14 protein-coding genes and 2 pseudogenes are annotated in these 14,873 nt (G+C 67.6%); 10 read left to right on the forward strand and 6 right to left on the reverse strand.

From position 1 onward, the window contains the following. The first annotated feature begins 161 nt into the window (after nt 1-161). Nucleotides 162-749 carry a peroxiredoxin gene (locus AU185_RS01840; protein WP_059100605.1) on the forward strand — a complete coding sequence of 196 codons (588 nt, stop codon included), beginning with the start codon at nt 162-164 and terminating at the stop codon, nt 747-749. Nucleotides 750-751: 2 nt separating this feature from the next. Next, the gene (ahpD, locus tag AU185_RS01845) at nt 752-1,282 is read left to right on the forward strand and encodes an alkyl hydroperoxide reductase AhpD (protein ID WP_059100780.1); all 531 of its coding nucleotides are present in this window, start codon (nt 752-754) and stop codon (nt 1,280-1,282) included. A gap of 55 nt (nt 1,283-1,337) precedes the next feature. Here ahpD and AU185_RS01850 read toward each other — a convergent pair whose 3' ends face one another. Next, the gene (locus AU185_RS01850; protein ID WP_059100606.1) at nt 1,338-1,580 is read right to left on the reverse strand and encodes a hypothetical protein; all 243 of its coding nucleotides are present in this window, start codon (nt 1,578-1,580) and stop codon (nt 1,338-1,340) included. A gap of 177 nt (nt 1,581-1,757) precedes the next feature. Here AU185_RS01850 and AU185_RS01855 point away from each other — a divergent pair, with 177 nt between their 5' ends. Both AU185_RS01855 and AU185_RS01860 read left to right on the forward strand, forming a co-directional pair. Then, nucleotides 1,758-2,408: a response regulator gene (locus AU185_RS01855; RefSeq protein ID WP_286142906.1), complete on the forward strand. Its 651-nt coding sequence runs from the start codon at nt 1,758-1,760 to the stop codon at nt 2,406-2,408. Between the two features lie 6 nt (nt 2,409-2,414). Then, nucleotides 2,415-3,593 carry a sensor histidine kinase gene (locus AU185_RS01860; protein WP_059100607.1) on the forward strand — a complete coding sequence of 393 codons (1,179 nt, stop codon included), beginning with the start codon at nt 2,415-2,417 and terminating at the stop codon, nt 3,591-3,593. Here the strand turns inward: AU185_RS01860 and AU185_RS01865 are convergent. From AU185_RS01865 to AU185_RS01875, 3 genes and pseudogenes are all read right to left on the reverse strand, one after another. Then, nucleotides 3,590-4,939 (reverse strand): annotated as a pseudogene (locus AU185_RS01865) (cytochrome P450). The gene AU185_RS01860 and the pseudogene AU185_RS01865 overlap by 4 nt on opposite strands. 63 nt (nt 4,940-5,002) lie before the next feature. Continuing rightward, a complete protein-coding gene (locus tag AU185_RS01870) occupies nt 5,003-6,145 on the reverse strand; it encodes an acyl-CoA dehydrogenase family protein (protein ID WP_059100608.1) in 1,143 nt (380 codons plus the stop codon). Between the two features lie 48 nt (nt 6,146-6,193). Continuing rightward, nucleotides 6,194-7,090, reverse strand: coding sequence for a DUF4436 domain-containing protein (locus AU185_RS01875; protein WP_231740368.1), 897 nt, complete (start codon nt 7,088-7,090; stop codon nt 6,194-6,196). Nucleotides 7,091-7,203: 113 nt separating this feature from the next. On the opposite strand from AU185_RS01875, the gene AU185_RS01880 reads away from it, so the two are divergent. From AU185_RS01880 to AU185_RS01890, 3 genes are read left to right on the forward strand one after another with little or no spacing between them, the layout of a single operon-like run. Further along, nucleotides 7,204-8,331, forward strand: a complete 1,128-nt coding sequence (locus tag AU185_RS01880) for a Re/Si-specific NAD(P)(+) transhydrogenase subunit alpha (RefSeq protein ID WP_059100610.1) — start codon at nt 7,204-7,206, stop codon at nt 8,329-8,331. Nucleotides 8,332-8,340: 9 nt separating this feature from the next. Continuing rightward, nucleotides 8,341-8,667, forward strand: coding sequence for an NAD(P) transhydrogenase subunit alpha part 2 (locus AU185_RS01885; RefSeq protein WP_059100611.1), 327 nt, complete (start codon nt 8,341-8,343; stop codon nt 8,665-8,667). Continuing rightward, nucleotides 8,664-10,097 carry an NAD(P)(+) transhydrogenase (Re/Si-specific) subunit beta gene (locus AU185_RS01890; protein ID WP_059100612.1) on the forward strand — a complete coding sequence of 478 codons (1,434 nt, stop codon included), beginning with the start codon at nt 8,664-8,666 and terminating at the stop codon, nt 10,095-10,097. Before AU185_RS01885 ends, AU185_RS01890 begins: the two co-directional genes overlap by 4 nt. 8 nt (nt 10,098-10,105) lie before the next feature. On the opposite strand, the pseudogene AU185_RS25495 reads toward AU185_RS01890, so the two are convergent. After that, nucleotides 10,106-10,216: pseudogene (locus AU185_RS25495) on the reverse strand (CAP domain-containing protein); the annotation flags it as partial. Nucleotides 10,217-10,353: 137 nt separating this feature from the next. On the opposite strand from AU185_RS25495, the gene AU185_RS01895 reads away from it, so the two are divergent. Genes AU185_RS01895 through AU185_RS01905 form a run of 3 tightly spaced genes read left to right on the forward strand, consistent with a single transcriptional unit; the run spans nt 10,354 to nt 13,781 of the window. Then, a complete protein-coding gene (locus AU185_RS01895) occupies nt 10,354-11,037 on the forward strand; it encodes a TetR/AcrR family transcriptional regulator (protein ID WP_059100613.1) in 684 nt (227 codons plus the stop codon). After that, the gene (locus AU185_RS01900; RefSeq protein WP_059100614.1) at nt 11,034-12,842 is read left to right on the forward strand and encodes an acyl-CoA dehydrogenase; all 1,809 of its coding nucleotides are present in this window, start codon (nt 11,034-11,036) and stop codon (nt 12,840-12,842) included. The genes AU185_RS01895 and AU185_RS01900 overlap by 4 nt, the downstream gene beginning before the upstream one ends. A gap of 48 nt (nt 12,843-12,890) precedes the next feature. Beyond that, complete coding sequence (locus AU185_RS01905; RefSeq protein ID WP_059100615.1) at nt 12,891-13,781, forward strand: mechanosensitive ion channel family protein; 891 nt, start codon at nt 12,891-12,893, stop codon at nt 13,779-13,781. On the opposite strand, the gene AU185_RS01910 is transcribed toward AU185_RS01905, so the two are convergent. Beyond that, on the reverse strand, nt 13,765-14,871 hold the full coding sequence (locus tag AU185_RS01910) for an alcohol dehydrogenase catalytic domain-containing protein (RefSeq protein WP_059100616.1): 1,107 nt from the start codon (nt 14,869-14,871) through the stop codon (nt 13,765-13,767). The genes AU185_RS01905 and AU185_RS01910 overlap by 17 nt on opposite strands. Nucleotides 14,872-14,873: the final 2 nt, after the last annotated feature.

A 14,873-nucleotide genomic window follows, 5' to 3' on the forward strand; every position in this document is an offset into this window, starting at 1 on the left:
GCCATCGGTCCCCCGAAATCGGCTGAAACGGAACCAATTTCACCGCGCGGGTGTGGCCACAATCACGTCCGCCGACCTTGTCTTTGCAGTGCCGACCGCGCAGAATCGGATAGGTAATCTGGACTGAATCCAAACTAAGCAATAAGGATGGTGTGCGAGCGATGGCATTGTTGACGATCGGTGACCAGTTTCCCCGCTACGACATGGCGGCGGTGGTCGGCGGTGACCTCTCCGAGGTCGATGCCAAGCAGCCCGACGACTATTTCATCCGCGTGACCAGCGACGACCACGAGGGCAAGTGGCGGATCGTCTTCTTCTGGCCGAAGGACTTCACCTTCGTGTGCCCGACGGAGATCGCCGCGTTCGGCAAGCTCAACGACGATTTCGAGGACCGCGACGCGAAGGTCATCGGAGTGTCCGTCGACAACGAGTTCGTCCACTTCCAGTGGCGGGCCCAGCACGAGGACCTCAAGAAGCTGCCGTTCCCGATGGCTTCCGACCTCAAGCGGGAACTGGCGCTGGCCACCGGAGTGCTCAACGCCGACGGGGTCGCCGACCGGGCGACGTTCATCATCGACCCGAACAATGAGATCCAGTTCGTGTCGGTCACGGCCGGCTCCGTGGGCCGCAACGTCGACGAGGTGCTGCGGGTTCTCGACGCCCTGCAGTCCGACGAGCTGTGCGCCTGCAACTGGAAGAAGGGCGATCCCACGATCAAGCCGGCCGAGCTGTTGGCAGAGGCGGTGTGACCGTGAGCATCGACAACATCAAGGACGCGCTGCCCGAGTACGCCAAGGACCTGAAGCTCAACCTCGGCAGCATCGTCAAGACCACCGAGCTGTCCGAACAGCAGCTGTGGGGCGCGTTGGTGGCGACCGCCGCCGCGACCAAGTCGGAGCGGCTGCTGCGCGAGATCGCCGAGGACGCACTGGACGTCCTCAGCCAGGAGGCCTACAACGCCGCGCTGGGCGCGGCCGCGATCATGGGCATGAACAACGTGTTCTACCGGACGAGGGGCCAGCTCGAGGGCTACGACGAGCTGCGGGCCGGCCTGCGGATGAACATCATCGGCAATCCCGGTGTCCCGAAAGAGGATTTCGAGCTGTGGTCGCTGGCGGTCTCGGCGATCAACGGGTGCCCACACTGCGTGACCGCGCACGAGAAGACCCTCCGTGACGCGGATGTGGCGCGGCCGGTGATCTTCGAGGCGATCCGGCTGGCGTCGATCGTCTCTGGCGTCGCCCAGGCGCTGCAGACGGCCGACGTACTCGCCGGCGTCTAGATCTGAACCGCGAAGGCGGGGACACCCGATGGTGTCCCCGCCTTTTGCGTGCGTCTCAGCGGTGGTAGTCGGGCTGCACGTACGTCAGATGCGGGATGCCGTGGTGCGGATGGGCGCCCGGCGCCGGGTGCGCGGTGACGGGCGCAGGAGCGGTCGTGGTGGGGTGCGGCGTCATGTCGTGCGAGTAGGTGCCCGCGCTGGCGGTACCGGCGAGGGCCACTGCGCCCGCGACGATTCCGGCGAAGACGGCTGACAGCGCGAAGAGCTGGGCGAAGCGGCGAGTTGCGGTGGTGTTCATCGTAATCCTCTGTGTGCGTGTGATTTTCGGGCCTGCCACCGGGTTGTTCCGGCGATGGCTCAAGGATGCTGCAACGCGCAGCCGCGGTCTGTCGGCCGACCGGAGGACGGTACGGATGAATCGTGTGTCCGCCAATCGGAGGAAGCGGGCGCGCTGCTGTGCCAAGCTGACTGCGTGGTGAGCGGCACGACCGGTGACAAGGTCCGGGTGGTGGTGGGCGATGACCACCCGATGTTCCGCGACGGCGTGGTCCGCGCGCTGATCTCCAGCGGTCAGATCGAGGTGGTGGCCGAGGCCGACGACGGAACAGCCGCCCTCGAGGCGATTCGATCGCATACGCCGCAGGTGGCGCTGCTGGACTACCGGATGCCGGGTATGGACGGCGCCGAGGTGGCCGCCGCCGTCCTGCGCGACGAACTGCCCACCCGGGTGCTGCTGATCTCCGCGCACGACGAGTCCGCGATCGTCTACCAGGCGCTGCAGAACGGCGCGGCGGGATTTTTGCCCAAGGAGTCCACCCGTTCGGAACTCGTCGCCGCGGTGCTCGACTGCGCCAAGGGCAGAGACGTCGTCGCACCGAGTCTGGCCGGGGGATTGGCCGGCGAGATCCGCAAGCGCGCCGAGCCCGAAGGCCCGGTGCTCAGCCCGCGCGAACGCGAGGTGCTCCGCCTGATCGCGTCGGGCACCAGCATCCCCGCGATGGCCAAGCAGCTGTTCCTCGCGCCGTCGACGGTGAAGACCCATGTGCAGCGGCTCTACGAGAAGCTCGGGGTCAATGACCGCGGTGCCGCGGTCGCCGAGGCGATGCGCCGCAAGCTGCTGGACTGACGCGTCGTGCTGGACCGGATCGCGAACTTCTTCACCGCCGAACCCGTGCGCGTCACCGCGGTTCTGCGGCTGCCACTGATCGCGCTGGTCGCGGTGTTGGTGTGGATCTGGGAGGTCGACCACTGGCTGCCCGGTGTCTACGCCGTGGTGCTCGGGGTGTGGGCGGCCGCGGCCGTGCTGTGGCTGGTCGTGATCCTGCGCGGCCCGGTGCCCCGGTGGGCGAACTGGGCGTCCACCGGTGTCGACGTGCTCGTCGTCGTGGTGTTGTGCCTGGTGTCCGGAGGGGCCACCGCGGCGCTGCTTCCGGTGTTCTTCCTGCTACCGATCGCGGTCGCGTTCCAGGACCGGCCGACGCTGACCGCGCTGCTCGGAATCGGCACCGCGCTGGGCTATCTGGCGGTGTGGATCGTGTATTCCAGGCGCGACGACTCGGTCGGCCTGCCGGATGTCGTCTACACGCAGTTCGGTTTCCTGCTGTGGTCCGCGGCCGCGGCGACCGCGCTGTGCGTGGTGCTGGTGCGCCGCCAGGCCCGCGTGATCAAACTGCAGGATGTGCGGCGCCAACTGGTGTCCGAGGCGATGCAGGCCGACGAGCGGCACAACCGGGAGGTCGCCGAGCACCTGCACGACGGACCGCTGCAGACGCTGCTCGCCGCGCGCCTCGACCTCGACGAGGTCCGGGAACGCGCCGACGACCCCGCGCTCGACACGGTGCACATCGCACTGCAGCAGACTGCCGCGGCGCTGCGCTCGACCGTGACCGAACTGCACCCGCAGGTGCTCGCCCAGCTCGGTCTGACGCCTGCGATACGGGACCTGTTGCGCCAGTTCGAGTCTCGTGGCGATTACGTGATCGAGGCGGATCTCGACGATGTCGGCAAGCCGGAGTCGCAGCAGTTGCTGTACCGGGCGGCGCGGGAACTGCTCGCCAACATCCACAAGCACGCCGGCGCGACTCTGGTGCGGGTCGGGCTGTTGCGCCAAGGCGACCGGATCGTGTTGACCGTCGCCGATGACGGCAAGGGGTTCGACCCTGCGAGCGTCGAGCAGTACGTGGCCGACGGCCATATCGGTTTGGGTTCACTGCTGGCGCGGTTCGACGCGATGGGCGGGTCGATGCGGATCAATTCCGTGCCCGGCCATGGCACCCAGGTCACGGTCACCTCGCCGCCCGAGACTCTTTAACCGGCCGCCACGCGCACCCGCGCTCCCCGGGACGGCACCAACGTGATGTGGTGCATGTGGCGCGATTCATCTCGCGGCCGGTCGGCGCGTAAATCAATGCGCCGCAGCACGGTTCGCAGTACCGCGTCTATTTCGGTCAGGGCGAACGTCGCGCCCAGACAGCGTCGGGCGCCGCCGCCGAACGGAATCCACGCATAGGTGGGGGGATCGTCGGCCAGCCAGCGCTCGGGCCGGAACTAGGCGGCGTCCGGGCCCCAGATCTTCGGATCGGTGTGAATCCCGATGATCGACGGGATCAGCAAGGTGCCGGCGGGCATGACGCAGCCGGCCAGTTCGACCGGCCGGGTGAGCCGGCGCGCGATGTTCAAGATCACCGGACGTAGGCGCAACGCTTCCTTGGCCACCGCGGCCCGGTACGGATCGCGGGGATCGTCCAGTCCGGCGCGTACCTTGGCCAGCGCGCCGGGGTGGCGAAGCAGCCGTTCGAAGGTCCACGACAGCGCCACCGCCGTCGTCTCATGTCCGGCGACCAGCAGGGTGACCAGTTCGTCCCGCACCAACTCGGGATCGGGGTCACCGTCCAGCAGCATCGACAGCACGTCGGGGCGGCCAGCGCGGCCGGGATCCGCGCGGCGACGCTCGATCTCGGCGTAGAGGAGTTCGTCTGCGCGGTCCATGTCGCGCACGACCTTCGTCCACGGCCGCAGACGTTGCAGTCCGGGCCAAAGCCACAGCAGCATGTTGCGCAGGCGGATCGTCAGCACGCGGCGCAGTGCCGCACCGACGGCCTGCGCGCGGTCGTCCTCGTCCACACCCAGGACCACTCGCACGATGATGTTCAGCGTGAGTTCCTGCATGCGTGGTAAGAGCTCGAAGTCACGATCGACTGGCCATCGTGCGACCTCACGCTCCGTCTCTTCCACCATGAGTTCGATGGCTTGGGCGATGCGTTCGCCGTGAAACGGCGGCAGCATGCGCCTGCGTTCGACGACGTGTTCCGGGGCGTCCATCGTCAGCACGGAGCGTCTGCCGACAATCGGCGCCAGTAGTGCGTTGCCTTCGCCGGCGTGGAACACGTCCGGATCACCACGAAATATCGTCCGCAGATCGGCTGGATCACGCAGTACGACACCGTATCCGGTTGGCTCGGCGTTGATGGTGAAGGTGTCGCCGTAACGGCGGTGCATCGCGGGGACGAACCACTGGCGTTGCGTCCAGATCAGCACCGATTGGAGTGCGCGGGGCATCCGTGGGCCGGGTGGAAGTCCTTCGGCGGACGTCACCTTCGCCGCTGTGGCGGTGCGCTGCCACGACGAAATCCGATTGCCGGTCGTCTCGATCGCCATGACCTGGTTATACGCCCGTCCAATACGGCTGTCTACGGCGTGAACCGCTGGTGAGCAACGCCATCAGGAAGTGAGGCCGCGGGCGATGACCATGCGCTGAATCTGGTTGGTGCCTTCGAAGATCTGGGTGATCTTGGCCTCGCGCATGTACCGCTCGACGCGGTAGTCGCGGGTGTAGCCCGCGCCGCCGAACACCTGGACCGCGTCGGTGGTGACCTTCATCGCGGCGTCGGTCGCGACCAGCTTGGCCACGCTGGCATCTTGCGAGTAGGCCCGCCCGGCATCGCGCCGACGTGCGGCGTCCAGGTACGTCGCGCGCGCACTGCCCACCGCGGCGGCCATGTCGGCCAGCAGAAAACCCAGCCCCTGATGGTCGATGATCTTGCGGCCGAACGTGGTTCGTTCGTTGGCGTAGGCGACGGCCTCGTCCAGCGCGGCCTGTGCCAGGCCGGTGGCGACCGCGGCGATGCCCAACCGCCCCGAATCCAGTGCGGAGAAAGCGATCTGCAGACCCTGGCCCTCGGCGCCGATCAGCCGTTGCGCCTCCAGGTGGGCATCCTCGTAGAACGCCGATGTGGTCGGGATCGCGTGCAGGCCCATCTTCTCCTCGGGCTTGCCGAAACTCAGCCCCCGAAGATCGCCGGGCACCAGGAAGCACGAAATCCCGCGGGAGCCTTCGCCCGTCCGCGCGAACAGCGTGTAGAAGTCGGCGCGCCCGCCATGGGTGATCCAGGACTTGGAGCCGTTGAGCACATAACCGCCGCCCTCGGCCTTGGTCGCCGCGCACCGCAGCGCCGCGGCGTCCGACCCGGCCTGCGGTTCGGACAGGCTGTAGGCACCGATCTGCTCGCCCGACAGCATCCCCGGCAGCCACCGCTGCTTCTGCTCGTCGGTGCCGAACACCAGCAGCGGATGCGACGACAGGCTGTGCACGCTGACCGCGACCGCGACCGCCGCCCAGCGCGCGGCCAGTTCCTCGAGCACCTGCAGATAGACCTCGAACGGTTGGCCGCCGCCGCCCCACTCCTCGGGCTGCGGCAGGCTCAGCAATCCGGCCGCGCCCAACTGCGCCATCACACCTTCGGGATAACGCTCGGCCTTCTCGTGGTCGTCGACGATCGGGTCGAGCACCTTGTCGGCGACGTCTCGGGTGAGCGCGATCAGGTCTTCGGCGTCCCGGGTGGGCAGCAGCCGGTCGACAGCCATCCGATGGCCTCCCGTGTTGTGCTGGTCAACTAACCATCAAAGTAATGGTCAGTCGCTGCGCCTCCACCAGGCGGTGAAGTACAAGACCATCGCCCCGGTCAACGCGAGCAGCACCCACAACACGAGTATCTGGTCGATCCATGCGCCGGGCGGCGGTGCGCCGGGCATGAAGTTTCGAATCGGGATGATCGCGAACAAACTCGCGGCATACCAGGTACCGAACGGCGGAAGGAAGTTCTTGCGGCCGCGCAGCATCTCGATCGAGACGAACAGCGCCAGCGCGGGCAGGGTGATGAGCACCAGGCACAGGCCGACATCGAAAGCGAGCGGGCCCCGCGCCCGAGTCAACGTCACCGTCTCGTAGTCGCCGTCGCCGGCCGACTGGGTGGCCGGGCCGCTGCGCGCGCTGGTGATGTCCCAGCCGTCGAGGCCGCCCGTCACCACCACCCGGGCGGGTTCGAACTGGCGGTCGTCACCGGTCCCGACGATCAGGTCGGCGCCGAGCGCCCCGACCGTGTACGAGTCGAACGGCCACTTGTCCGGGTCACCGGTGGCGGTGATCGTCGTGCTGACCTGGGCAGGCAACTGACCCTTCGGCGTCTTCAAATCATCGATGCCGAGATTGACCTCGTTCATGAACAGCCGCACCGCGATATCGGTGTTGACCACATTGAGGTCGGTGTTCATGTGGTCCTCGGAGGGGAAGACGACGACTTTGACGTCCAACTCGTTACCGACGGTGCGTAGCGCCCCCAGGGTCACCTGCACGATCGTGTCGCTGTCCTCGCCGAGGTCCGGTGACCCCAACGACCGGGCCGAACCTGAGACGTAGTGATAGCCGACCAGCGACCCGGCGTAGACGACGAGGATGATCAGCACTGTGCCGATACTGGCCAGCCGGCCACGCGTGCTACCGCGAGTTTTCGACGGCGCGTCTTGTGGCACGGACGGGATGCTAGTTCGACCAGGGGTTCAACCGCCGCGCCTTGCCGATAGAAATCCGCGACGGTCCGTACCGATTTAGCTGTGACCAGCGGTTGCGGTTAAGGTGTTCCGTCATGACGCAGACGACGGATGCGGACGTCGCCGGTCGGGCGGCTCCGACGGTCGGGGTGGTGCGCGAATCCGGCTCCGACGAGCGCCGCGTCGCGCTGGTGCCGAAGGCGGTCGCGTCGCTGGTGAACAGCGGTGTGGCCGTCGTCGTGGAATCCGGCGCGGGCGAGCGGGCCCTTCTCCCCGACGACCTCTACACCGACGCGGGCGCGACGATCGGCGACGCCTGGGCGGCGGACGTGGTGGTGAAGGTGGCGCCCCCGACCGCCGACGAGGTCGGCAAGCTCAACTCCGGCCAGACGCTGATCGGGTTCTTGGCGCCGCGCAACGCCGACAACCAGATCGCCGCGCTGAAGACCGCCGGCGTGCAGGCGTTCGCCGTCGAGGCGATTCCGCGCATCTCCCGCGCCCAGGTGATGGATGCGCTGTCCTCGCAAGCCAACGTCGCCGGCTACAAGGCGGTGCTGCTTGCGGCGTCGGAGTCGACGCGCTTCTTCCCGATGCTGACCACGGCCGCGGGCACGGTGAAGCCGGCGACCGTGCTGGTGCTGGGCGCCGGGGTGGCGGGGCTGCAGGCGTTGGCCACCGCCAAGCGACTCGGGGCGCGCACCACCGGCTACGACGTGCGCCCGGAGGTGGCCGACCAGGTCCGTTCGGTCGGCGCGCAGTGGCTCGAGCTGGGCATCGAGGCCGCCGGCGAGGGTGGCTACGCCCGGGAGTTGTCCGAGGAGGAACGCGCCCAGCAGCAGAAGGAGCTGGAGCGGGCGATCACCGGGTTCGACGTCGTGATCACCACCGCGCTGGTGCCCGGACGCCCGGCGCCGCGGTTGGTGACGGCCGCCGCGGTCGAGGGCATGAAGCCGGGCAGCGTGGTCGTCGACCTCGCGGGGGAGACCGGCGGCAACTGTGAGCTCACCGAGCCCGGTCAGACGGTCGTCCGCCACGGCGTCACCATCGCCTCGCCGCTGAACCTGCCGGCGACCATGCCCGAGCACGCCAGCGAGCTGTACTCGAAGAACTTGACCTCGCTGCTGGAACTGTTGATCACCGATGGTGCGTTGGCACCCGATTTCGATGACGAGGTCGTGGCGGCCTCCTGCGTCACCCGCACCGCGAGCGGTGCAGAGAGCTAGAGGGCATAGATGTACGACCACTTGCTGGCCAACCTCGCGATCTTGGTGCTCGCCGGGTTCGTCGGGTTCGCCGTGATCTCCAAGGTGCCCAACACCTTGCACACACCGCTGATGTCGGGCACCAACGCCATCCACGGCATCGTGGTGCTCGGCGCGCTGATCGTGCTGGGCGACCTGCCCGCCGACGCCCACTGGGGGGTGCGGATCATCGCGTTCGTCGCGCTGATCTTCGGCACCCTCAACGTCATCGGCGGCTTCCTGGTGACGGACCGGATGCTCGGGATGTTCAAGTCCCGCAGGCCGGAACCCAAAGCTGTTGAGGCGGCAGACAAGTGAACTACCTCGTCACCGTCCTCTACATCCTGGCGTTCTCGCTGTTCATTCTCGGGTTGTCCGGGCTGACCGGACCGAAGACCGCGGTGCGCGGCAACTGGATCGCGGCCACCGGTATGGCCATCGCCGTGGTCGCGACGCTGATCAAGGTGCGCGACACCGCGTCGATCAACTGGATCCTCATCGTCGCCGGACTGGCGCTGGGCGTGATTCTCGGTGTGCCGCCGGCCAAGAAGACCAAGATGACCGCGATGCCGCAGTTGGTCGCGCTGTTCAACGGTGTCGGCGGCGGCACCGTCGCTTTGATCGCGTGGTCGGAGTTCATCGAGACAGACGGCTTCGCACACTTCACGCCCGATCAGCACCCGACGGTCGCGTTGGTGGCCGGTTCACTGTTCGCCGCGATCATCGGTTCGGTGTCGTTCTGGGGCTCGCTGGTGGCGTTCCTCAAACTGCAGGAGTCGATTCCGAAGAACGTCGAGAAGCGACTTGTCGCCTCCGCCAAGCTGTTCCAGGCCGCCAATGTGCTGCTGCTGCTCGGCGCGACCGCCGCCGCCGTCTACATCGGGCTCAACGCCGGTGCCGGCAGCCCGGGTTGGACGATCATGGCGGTGCTCGCGCTGGCCGGCCTGATGGGCCTGTTCGTGGTGTTCCCGATCGGCGGCGCCGACATGCCGGTCGTCATCTCACTGCTCAACGCGTTGACCGGATTGTCGGCCGCGGCAGCGGGTTTGGCGTTGAACAACACCGCGATGATCGTCGCGGGCATGATCGTCGGCGCGTCCGGTTCGATCCTGACCAACCTGATGGCCGTGGCGATGAACCGCTCCATCCCGGCGATCGTGTTCGGCTCCTTCGGCGGTGGCAGCGCCGCAGTGGCCGGCCCGGACGGCGACCAGGGGACCGTCAAATCCACCTCCGCCGCGGACGCCGCGATCCAGATGGCCTACGCCAACCAGGTGATCGTGGTCCCCGGCTACGGGCTGGCCGTCGCGCAGGCCCAGCACACCGTCAAGGAGATGGCCGACCTGCTGGAATCCAAAGGCGTGGAAGTGAAGTACGCCATCCATCCGGTCGCGGGCCGCATGCCGGGGCACATGAACGTGCTACTGGCCGAGGCCGACGTCGAGTACGACGCGATGAAGGAGATGGACGACGTCAACGGCGAGTTCGGCCGCACCGACGTCACGCTCGTCATCGGCGCCAACGACGTCACCAACCCGGCGGCGCGCAACGACCCGAGCTCCCCGATTCACGGCATGCCGATCCTCAACGTCGACGAGTCGCGGTCTGTCATCGTCCTCAAGCGGTCGATGAACGCCGGTTATGCGGGCATCGAGAATCCGCTGTTCTTCCTCGACCAGACCTCGATGCTGTTCGGCGACGCCAAGAAGTCCGTCACCTCGGTGATCGAGGAACTCAAAGCGCTGTAGTCGGCGGTTCAGACCGGCGGGTAGGCGGGTGGCGGGTAGACGCCGCGGAGTATCCAGGCGAACCAGTTGACCCCGTATTCCAGCTCGTCGCTCGCGTCATAGTCCGGGTTCGGATCCATGTGGTCACCTCTCGAGTGCGGCTGGTTATGCCCGAAGTCTAGACCCGGCATGCGGGCTGCGACACCCCCAACACCTACACTTCCAACCAGTTGATTGACGCCCGGCTGACGTTCGGCCCTGCATATAGTGAGTCGCCATGCCCTCTCCGGAAGCCGCCCCCCCGAACGGGAGGACCCGTCGCGATGAGTTGTTGGCCGTCGCCACCAAGCTCTTCGCCGCGCGCGGCTACCACGGCACCCGGATGGACGACGTCGCCGACGCCGTCGGCCTGAACAAGGCGACCGTCTACCACTACTACGCGAGCAAGTCGCTGATCCTCTACGACATCTACAAGGGCGCCGCCGACTCCACGGTCGACGCGCTGCACGACGACCCGTCGGCGTCGGCTCGAGAGACGATCTACCACTTCACCCGGCGGCTGCTGGTCGGCATCGCCAGCGACATCGAGCGCGCGGCGGTGTACTTCCAGGAGGGCCCATACATCGGCGAGTGGTTCACCGAAGACCAGGTGGCCTACATCCGCGAGAAGGAAACCCAGGTCTACGAGCATGTTCGCGACGTCATCGACCGCGGCATCGCCAGCGGAGAGTTCCACGACTGCGACTCCCACGTGCTGGCGTTGGGCTACATCGGGATGACGCTGGGGGCCTATCGCTGGCTGCGGCCGCACGGCAGGCGCACGGCGCAGGAGATAGCCGTCGAGTTCAGCACGGCGCTGTTGCGCGGCTTGATCCGCGACGAGTCGGTGCGCACGGAGTCACCGTTGGGCATCGAGGTCGACGCGCTGCCCGGCGAACCGGACACGGCCACCGCACCGTGAAGTCCCTGCTGCTCTCGCGCCGCGACCTCGATTTCCTGCTCTATGAGTGGCTGCGGGTCGATGAGCTGACCAGCCGTGAGCGGTTCGCCGAACATTCGCGCGAGACCTTCGACGCGGTGCTGGAGCTGTGCGAGCAGTTGGCGACGCGGTACTTCGCGACGCACAACAAGAAGAGCGACGCCAACGAGCCGTGCTTCGACGGCGAGAAGGTCACCGTCATCCCCGAGGTCAAGGAAGCGTGGGACGCGTTCGCGCAAGCCGACCTGATCGCGATGTCGATGGATCATCGGCTCGGCGGCGCGCAGTTGCCCGCGACGCTGGCGCAGGCGGCATTCGCCTGGTTCTCGGCGGCCAACATCAGCACGACGGGCTACCTCATGCTCACGATGGCCAACGCCAACCTGCTGGCCCGGTTCGGCACGCAGCAGCAGATCGAGGAGTTCGTCAAACCGATGTTGGCCGGACGGTTCTCCGGCACCATGGCGCTCTCGGAAGCGCAGGCGGGTTCGTCGCTGGCCGACATCCTCACCCGCGCCGAACCGCAGCGCGATTCCGCTCAGCCCGGTACGTACCGGCTGTTCGGGTCGAAGATGTGGATCTCCGGCGCCGAACACGAGCTGACCGACAACATCGTCAACCTGGTACTCGCGAAGATTCCGGGCGGGCCGCCGGGGACCAAGGGCATCTCGCTGTTCATCGTGCCGAAGTACCTGCTGGACGAAAGCGGTGCGATCGGCGAGCGCAACGACGTGGTGCTGGCGGGCTTGAACCACAAGATGGGCCAACGCGGCATCACCAACACCGTGCTCAACCTCGGTGAGGGCGCCTACACGCCGGGTGGGCAACCCGGCGCGGTCGGTTACCTCGTCGGCGAAGCGCACCGCGGTATCGCCTACATGTTCACGATGATGAACGAGGCCCGGCTGGGCGTCGGGATGGGCGCGGTGGCGCTGGGCTACACCGGCTACCTCAAATCGGTGGAGTACGCACGCGAGCGTCCGCAGGGCCGGCCGGTCGGCGCCAAGGACCCCTCGACACCGCAGGTGCCCATCATCGAGCATGCAGATGTGAAGCGAATGTTGTTGGCGCAGAAGGCGTATGCGGAAGGCGGCCTGGCGCTGCTGCTGTACTGCGCCAAGCTCGTCGACCTTGTGCACAGCGCTTCGTCCGGTGAAGAGCGGGAAAGCGCCACGCTGCAGCTCGAGATGCTGACGCCGGTCGGCAAGAGTTGGCCCTCGCAGTGGTGCCTGGCCGCCAACGATCTGGCCATCCAAGTGCACGGCGGGTACGGCTACACCCGCGAGTACGACGTCGAACAGCATTACCGCGACAATCGGCTCAACCCGATCCACGAAGGCACGCACGGCATCCAGAGCCTGGACCTGTTGGGTCGCAAGGTGCCATCGCATGGCGGCGCCGGCCTGGCCGCGGTGGGCGACGCGATCGGCCGGACGGTGGCGGAGGCCGGCGCACTCGGCGCTCAGCCCGCCGAGCATGCGAGGCTCCTCGACGCCGCATGGCAACGCCTCGCCGCTGTCACCGCCGAGATGTTCGGCTCCGGTGACATCGAGGCCGCGATGGCCAACAGCGTGGTCTACCTCGAGGCGTTCGGACACATCGTCGTCGCCTGGATCTGGTTGCAGCAGGAACTCGCCGCGTACGGTCACAGCGGTGACTTCTACGACGGCAAACGCCAGGCCGCCCGCTACTTCTTCCGCTACGAACTACCCAGGACCGCACCGCAACTGGATCTGCTCGCGAGCCTGGACCGCACCACCGTGGACATGCGCGCCGACTGGTTCTGACCGGCACGTCGTTTGGCTTCCCCGCGGTAGTGGGAAGCCGCGTGTGCGATGACTTCCAACTTGGCGTTCAACGACACCTGGAATCAGTTCTGGACCGGACACGTCGGGAACTGGCTGGCGACGAAGGGGTTGCACATCGCGCTGGTGGTGCTGTTCGCGCTCGTCGCCACCCGGGTGATCCGCTGGGGGGCCGGGCGCATCAGCAGGCGACTGGATCGCGGTGGCGACGGCGATGCGGCGCTGCAGCCCGAACGCGTCAAGCATCGGCGGGCCGTCGCATCGGTGATCTCGTCGGTTGCTATCGCGGTGCTCTACATCGTGGTGGCCGTCGACATCGCCAACCAACTGGGCTTGCCGATCGGCTCGCTGGTGGCGCCCGCCGCGGTGTTGGGCGCGGCGTTCGGCTTCGGTGCGCAGCGGATCGTGCAGGACCTGCTGAGCGGGTTCTTCATCATCACCGAAAAGCAGTACGGCTTCGGCGATCTGGTGCAGCTCAGCGTGACCAGTGGCGGCGACGCCCGCGGCACGGTCGAGGACGTCACGCTGCGTGTCACCAAGGTGCGCACCAGCGACGGCGAGGTCTACACCGTGCCGAACGGTCAGATCGTGAAATCGCTGAACCTGTCGAAAGACTGGGCCCGCGCCGTGGTCGACGTGCCGGTGCCGGCCAGTGCGGACATCAACCACGTCACCGATCTGCTCCGGGACGTCTCGAAGACGGCCATGGATGACGACGGCCTGCCAGATCTGCTGCTGGACGAGCCTGCGCTGATGGGCGTCGAGAGCATCGAGAAGGACACAGTGAACCTACAGGTGGTCGCTCGCACGTTGCCCGGTAAGCAGTTCGAGGTCGGCCGCAGGCTGCGCGCGCTGATCGTCTCGACGCTGCGGCGCGAAGGCGTCGCCGACGCCGAACTGGCGTCTAGTCGAAGCGGATGACCTGCCGTACGGCTTTGCCGTCGGCGAGTTCATCCATGCCCGAATTGATTTCGTCGAGGGTGATCGTCGAGGACACGAGCGACTCGACGGGCAGCCGGCCCGCACGCCACAGCCCGACGAAGTACGGGATCTCACGCGAGGGCACCGCCGATCCGAGATAGCTCCCGATCAGTGACCGGCCCTCGGCCACAAAGCCCAACGGGGACAGTGAAACTCGCGCGTCGGGGTGGGGCAAGCCGACCGACACGGTCCGGCCGCCCGCAGCAGTGAGATCGACCGCGGTCTCCAGCGCACTCGGATGGCCGACCGCCTCGACCACGACGGTCGCCTTGAGGCCCCGATCACGCGCCTCGTCGGGCGGGTAAGCCTCGTGCGCGCCCATACGGCGCACCCTTTCCAGCTTGTCGGGCAGCGGGTCGACGCCCACCACGTGAACGTCGTCCTGAGCCAAGGCGGTGAGCACCGCTGCCATGCCGACGCCGCCGAGGCCGACGACGGCCACGGTGTCGCCCCGGCGGGGGCGGCCGGCGTTGATCATCGCGCCGCCGCCGGTCAGCACCGCGCAACCGAGCAGCGATGCCACGGCCGCGGGCACGTCGTCGGGCACCGGCACCACCGAGCGCCGGTCGACCACCGCATGGGTGGCGAAACCGGAGACGCCGAGATGGTGGTGCACGGGCCGGCCGTCGCGCGACAGCCGGCGCGCCCCGGTCATCAACGTGCCTGCCGCGTTGGCCGCGCTGCCGGGCTCGCAGGGGGTGAGGCCGTCGGTGGCGCACGCCGGGCATTGGCCGCAGCGCGGCAGGAAGGTCATCACGACGCGGTCGCCGACGCTCACGTCGGAGACGCCTGCGCCGAGCGCCTCGACGACCCCGGCCGCCTCGTGGCCGAGCAGCATCGGCACCGGTCGCACCCGGTTGCCGTCGACCACCGACAGGTCGGAGTGGCACAACCCGGCGGCCTCGACGCGCACCAGCAGTTCGCCGCTGCCCGGCGGGTCGAGGTCCAGCTCACCGACCGACAGTGGCCTGGTCTCGGCGTACGGCCGCGCGCGGCCGATCTCTTCCAACACGGCACCGCGGATCCTCATGG

It is taken from the genome of Mycobacterium sp. GA-0227b, assembly GCF_001499855.1.
Lineage (GTDB): Bacteria > Actinomycetota > Actinomycetes > Mycobacteriales > Mycobacteriaceae > Mycobacterium.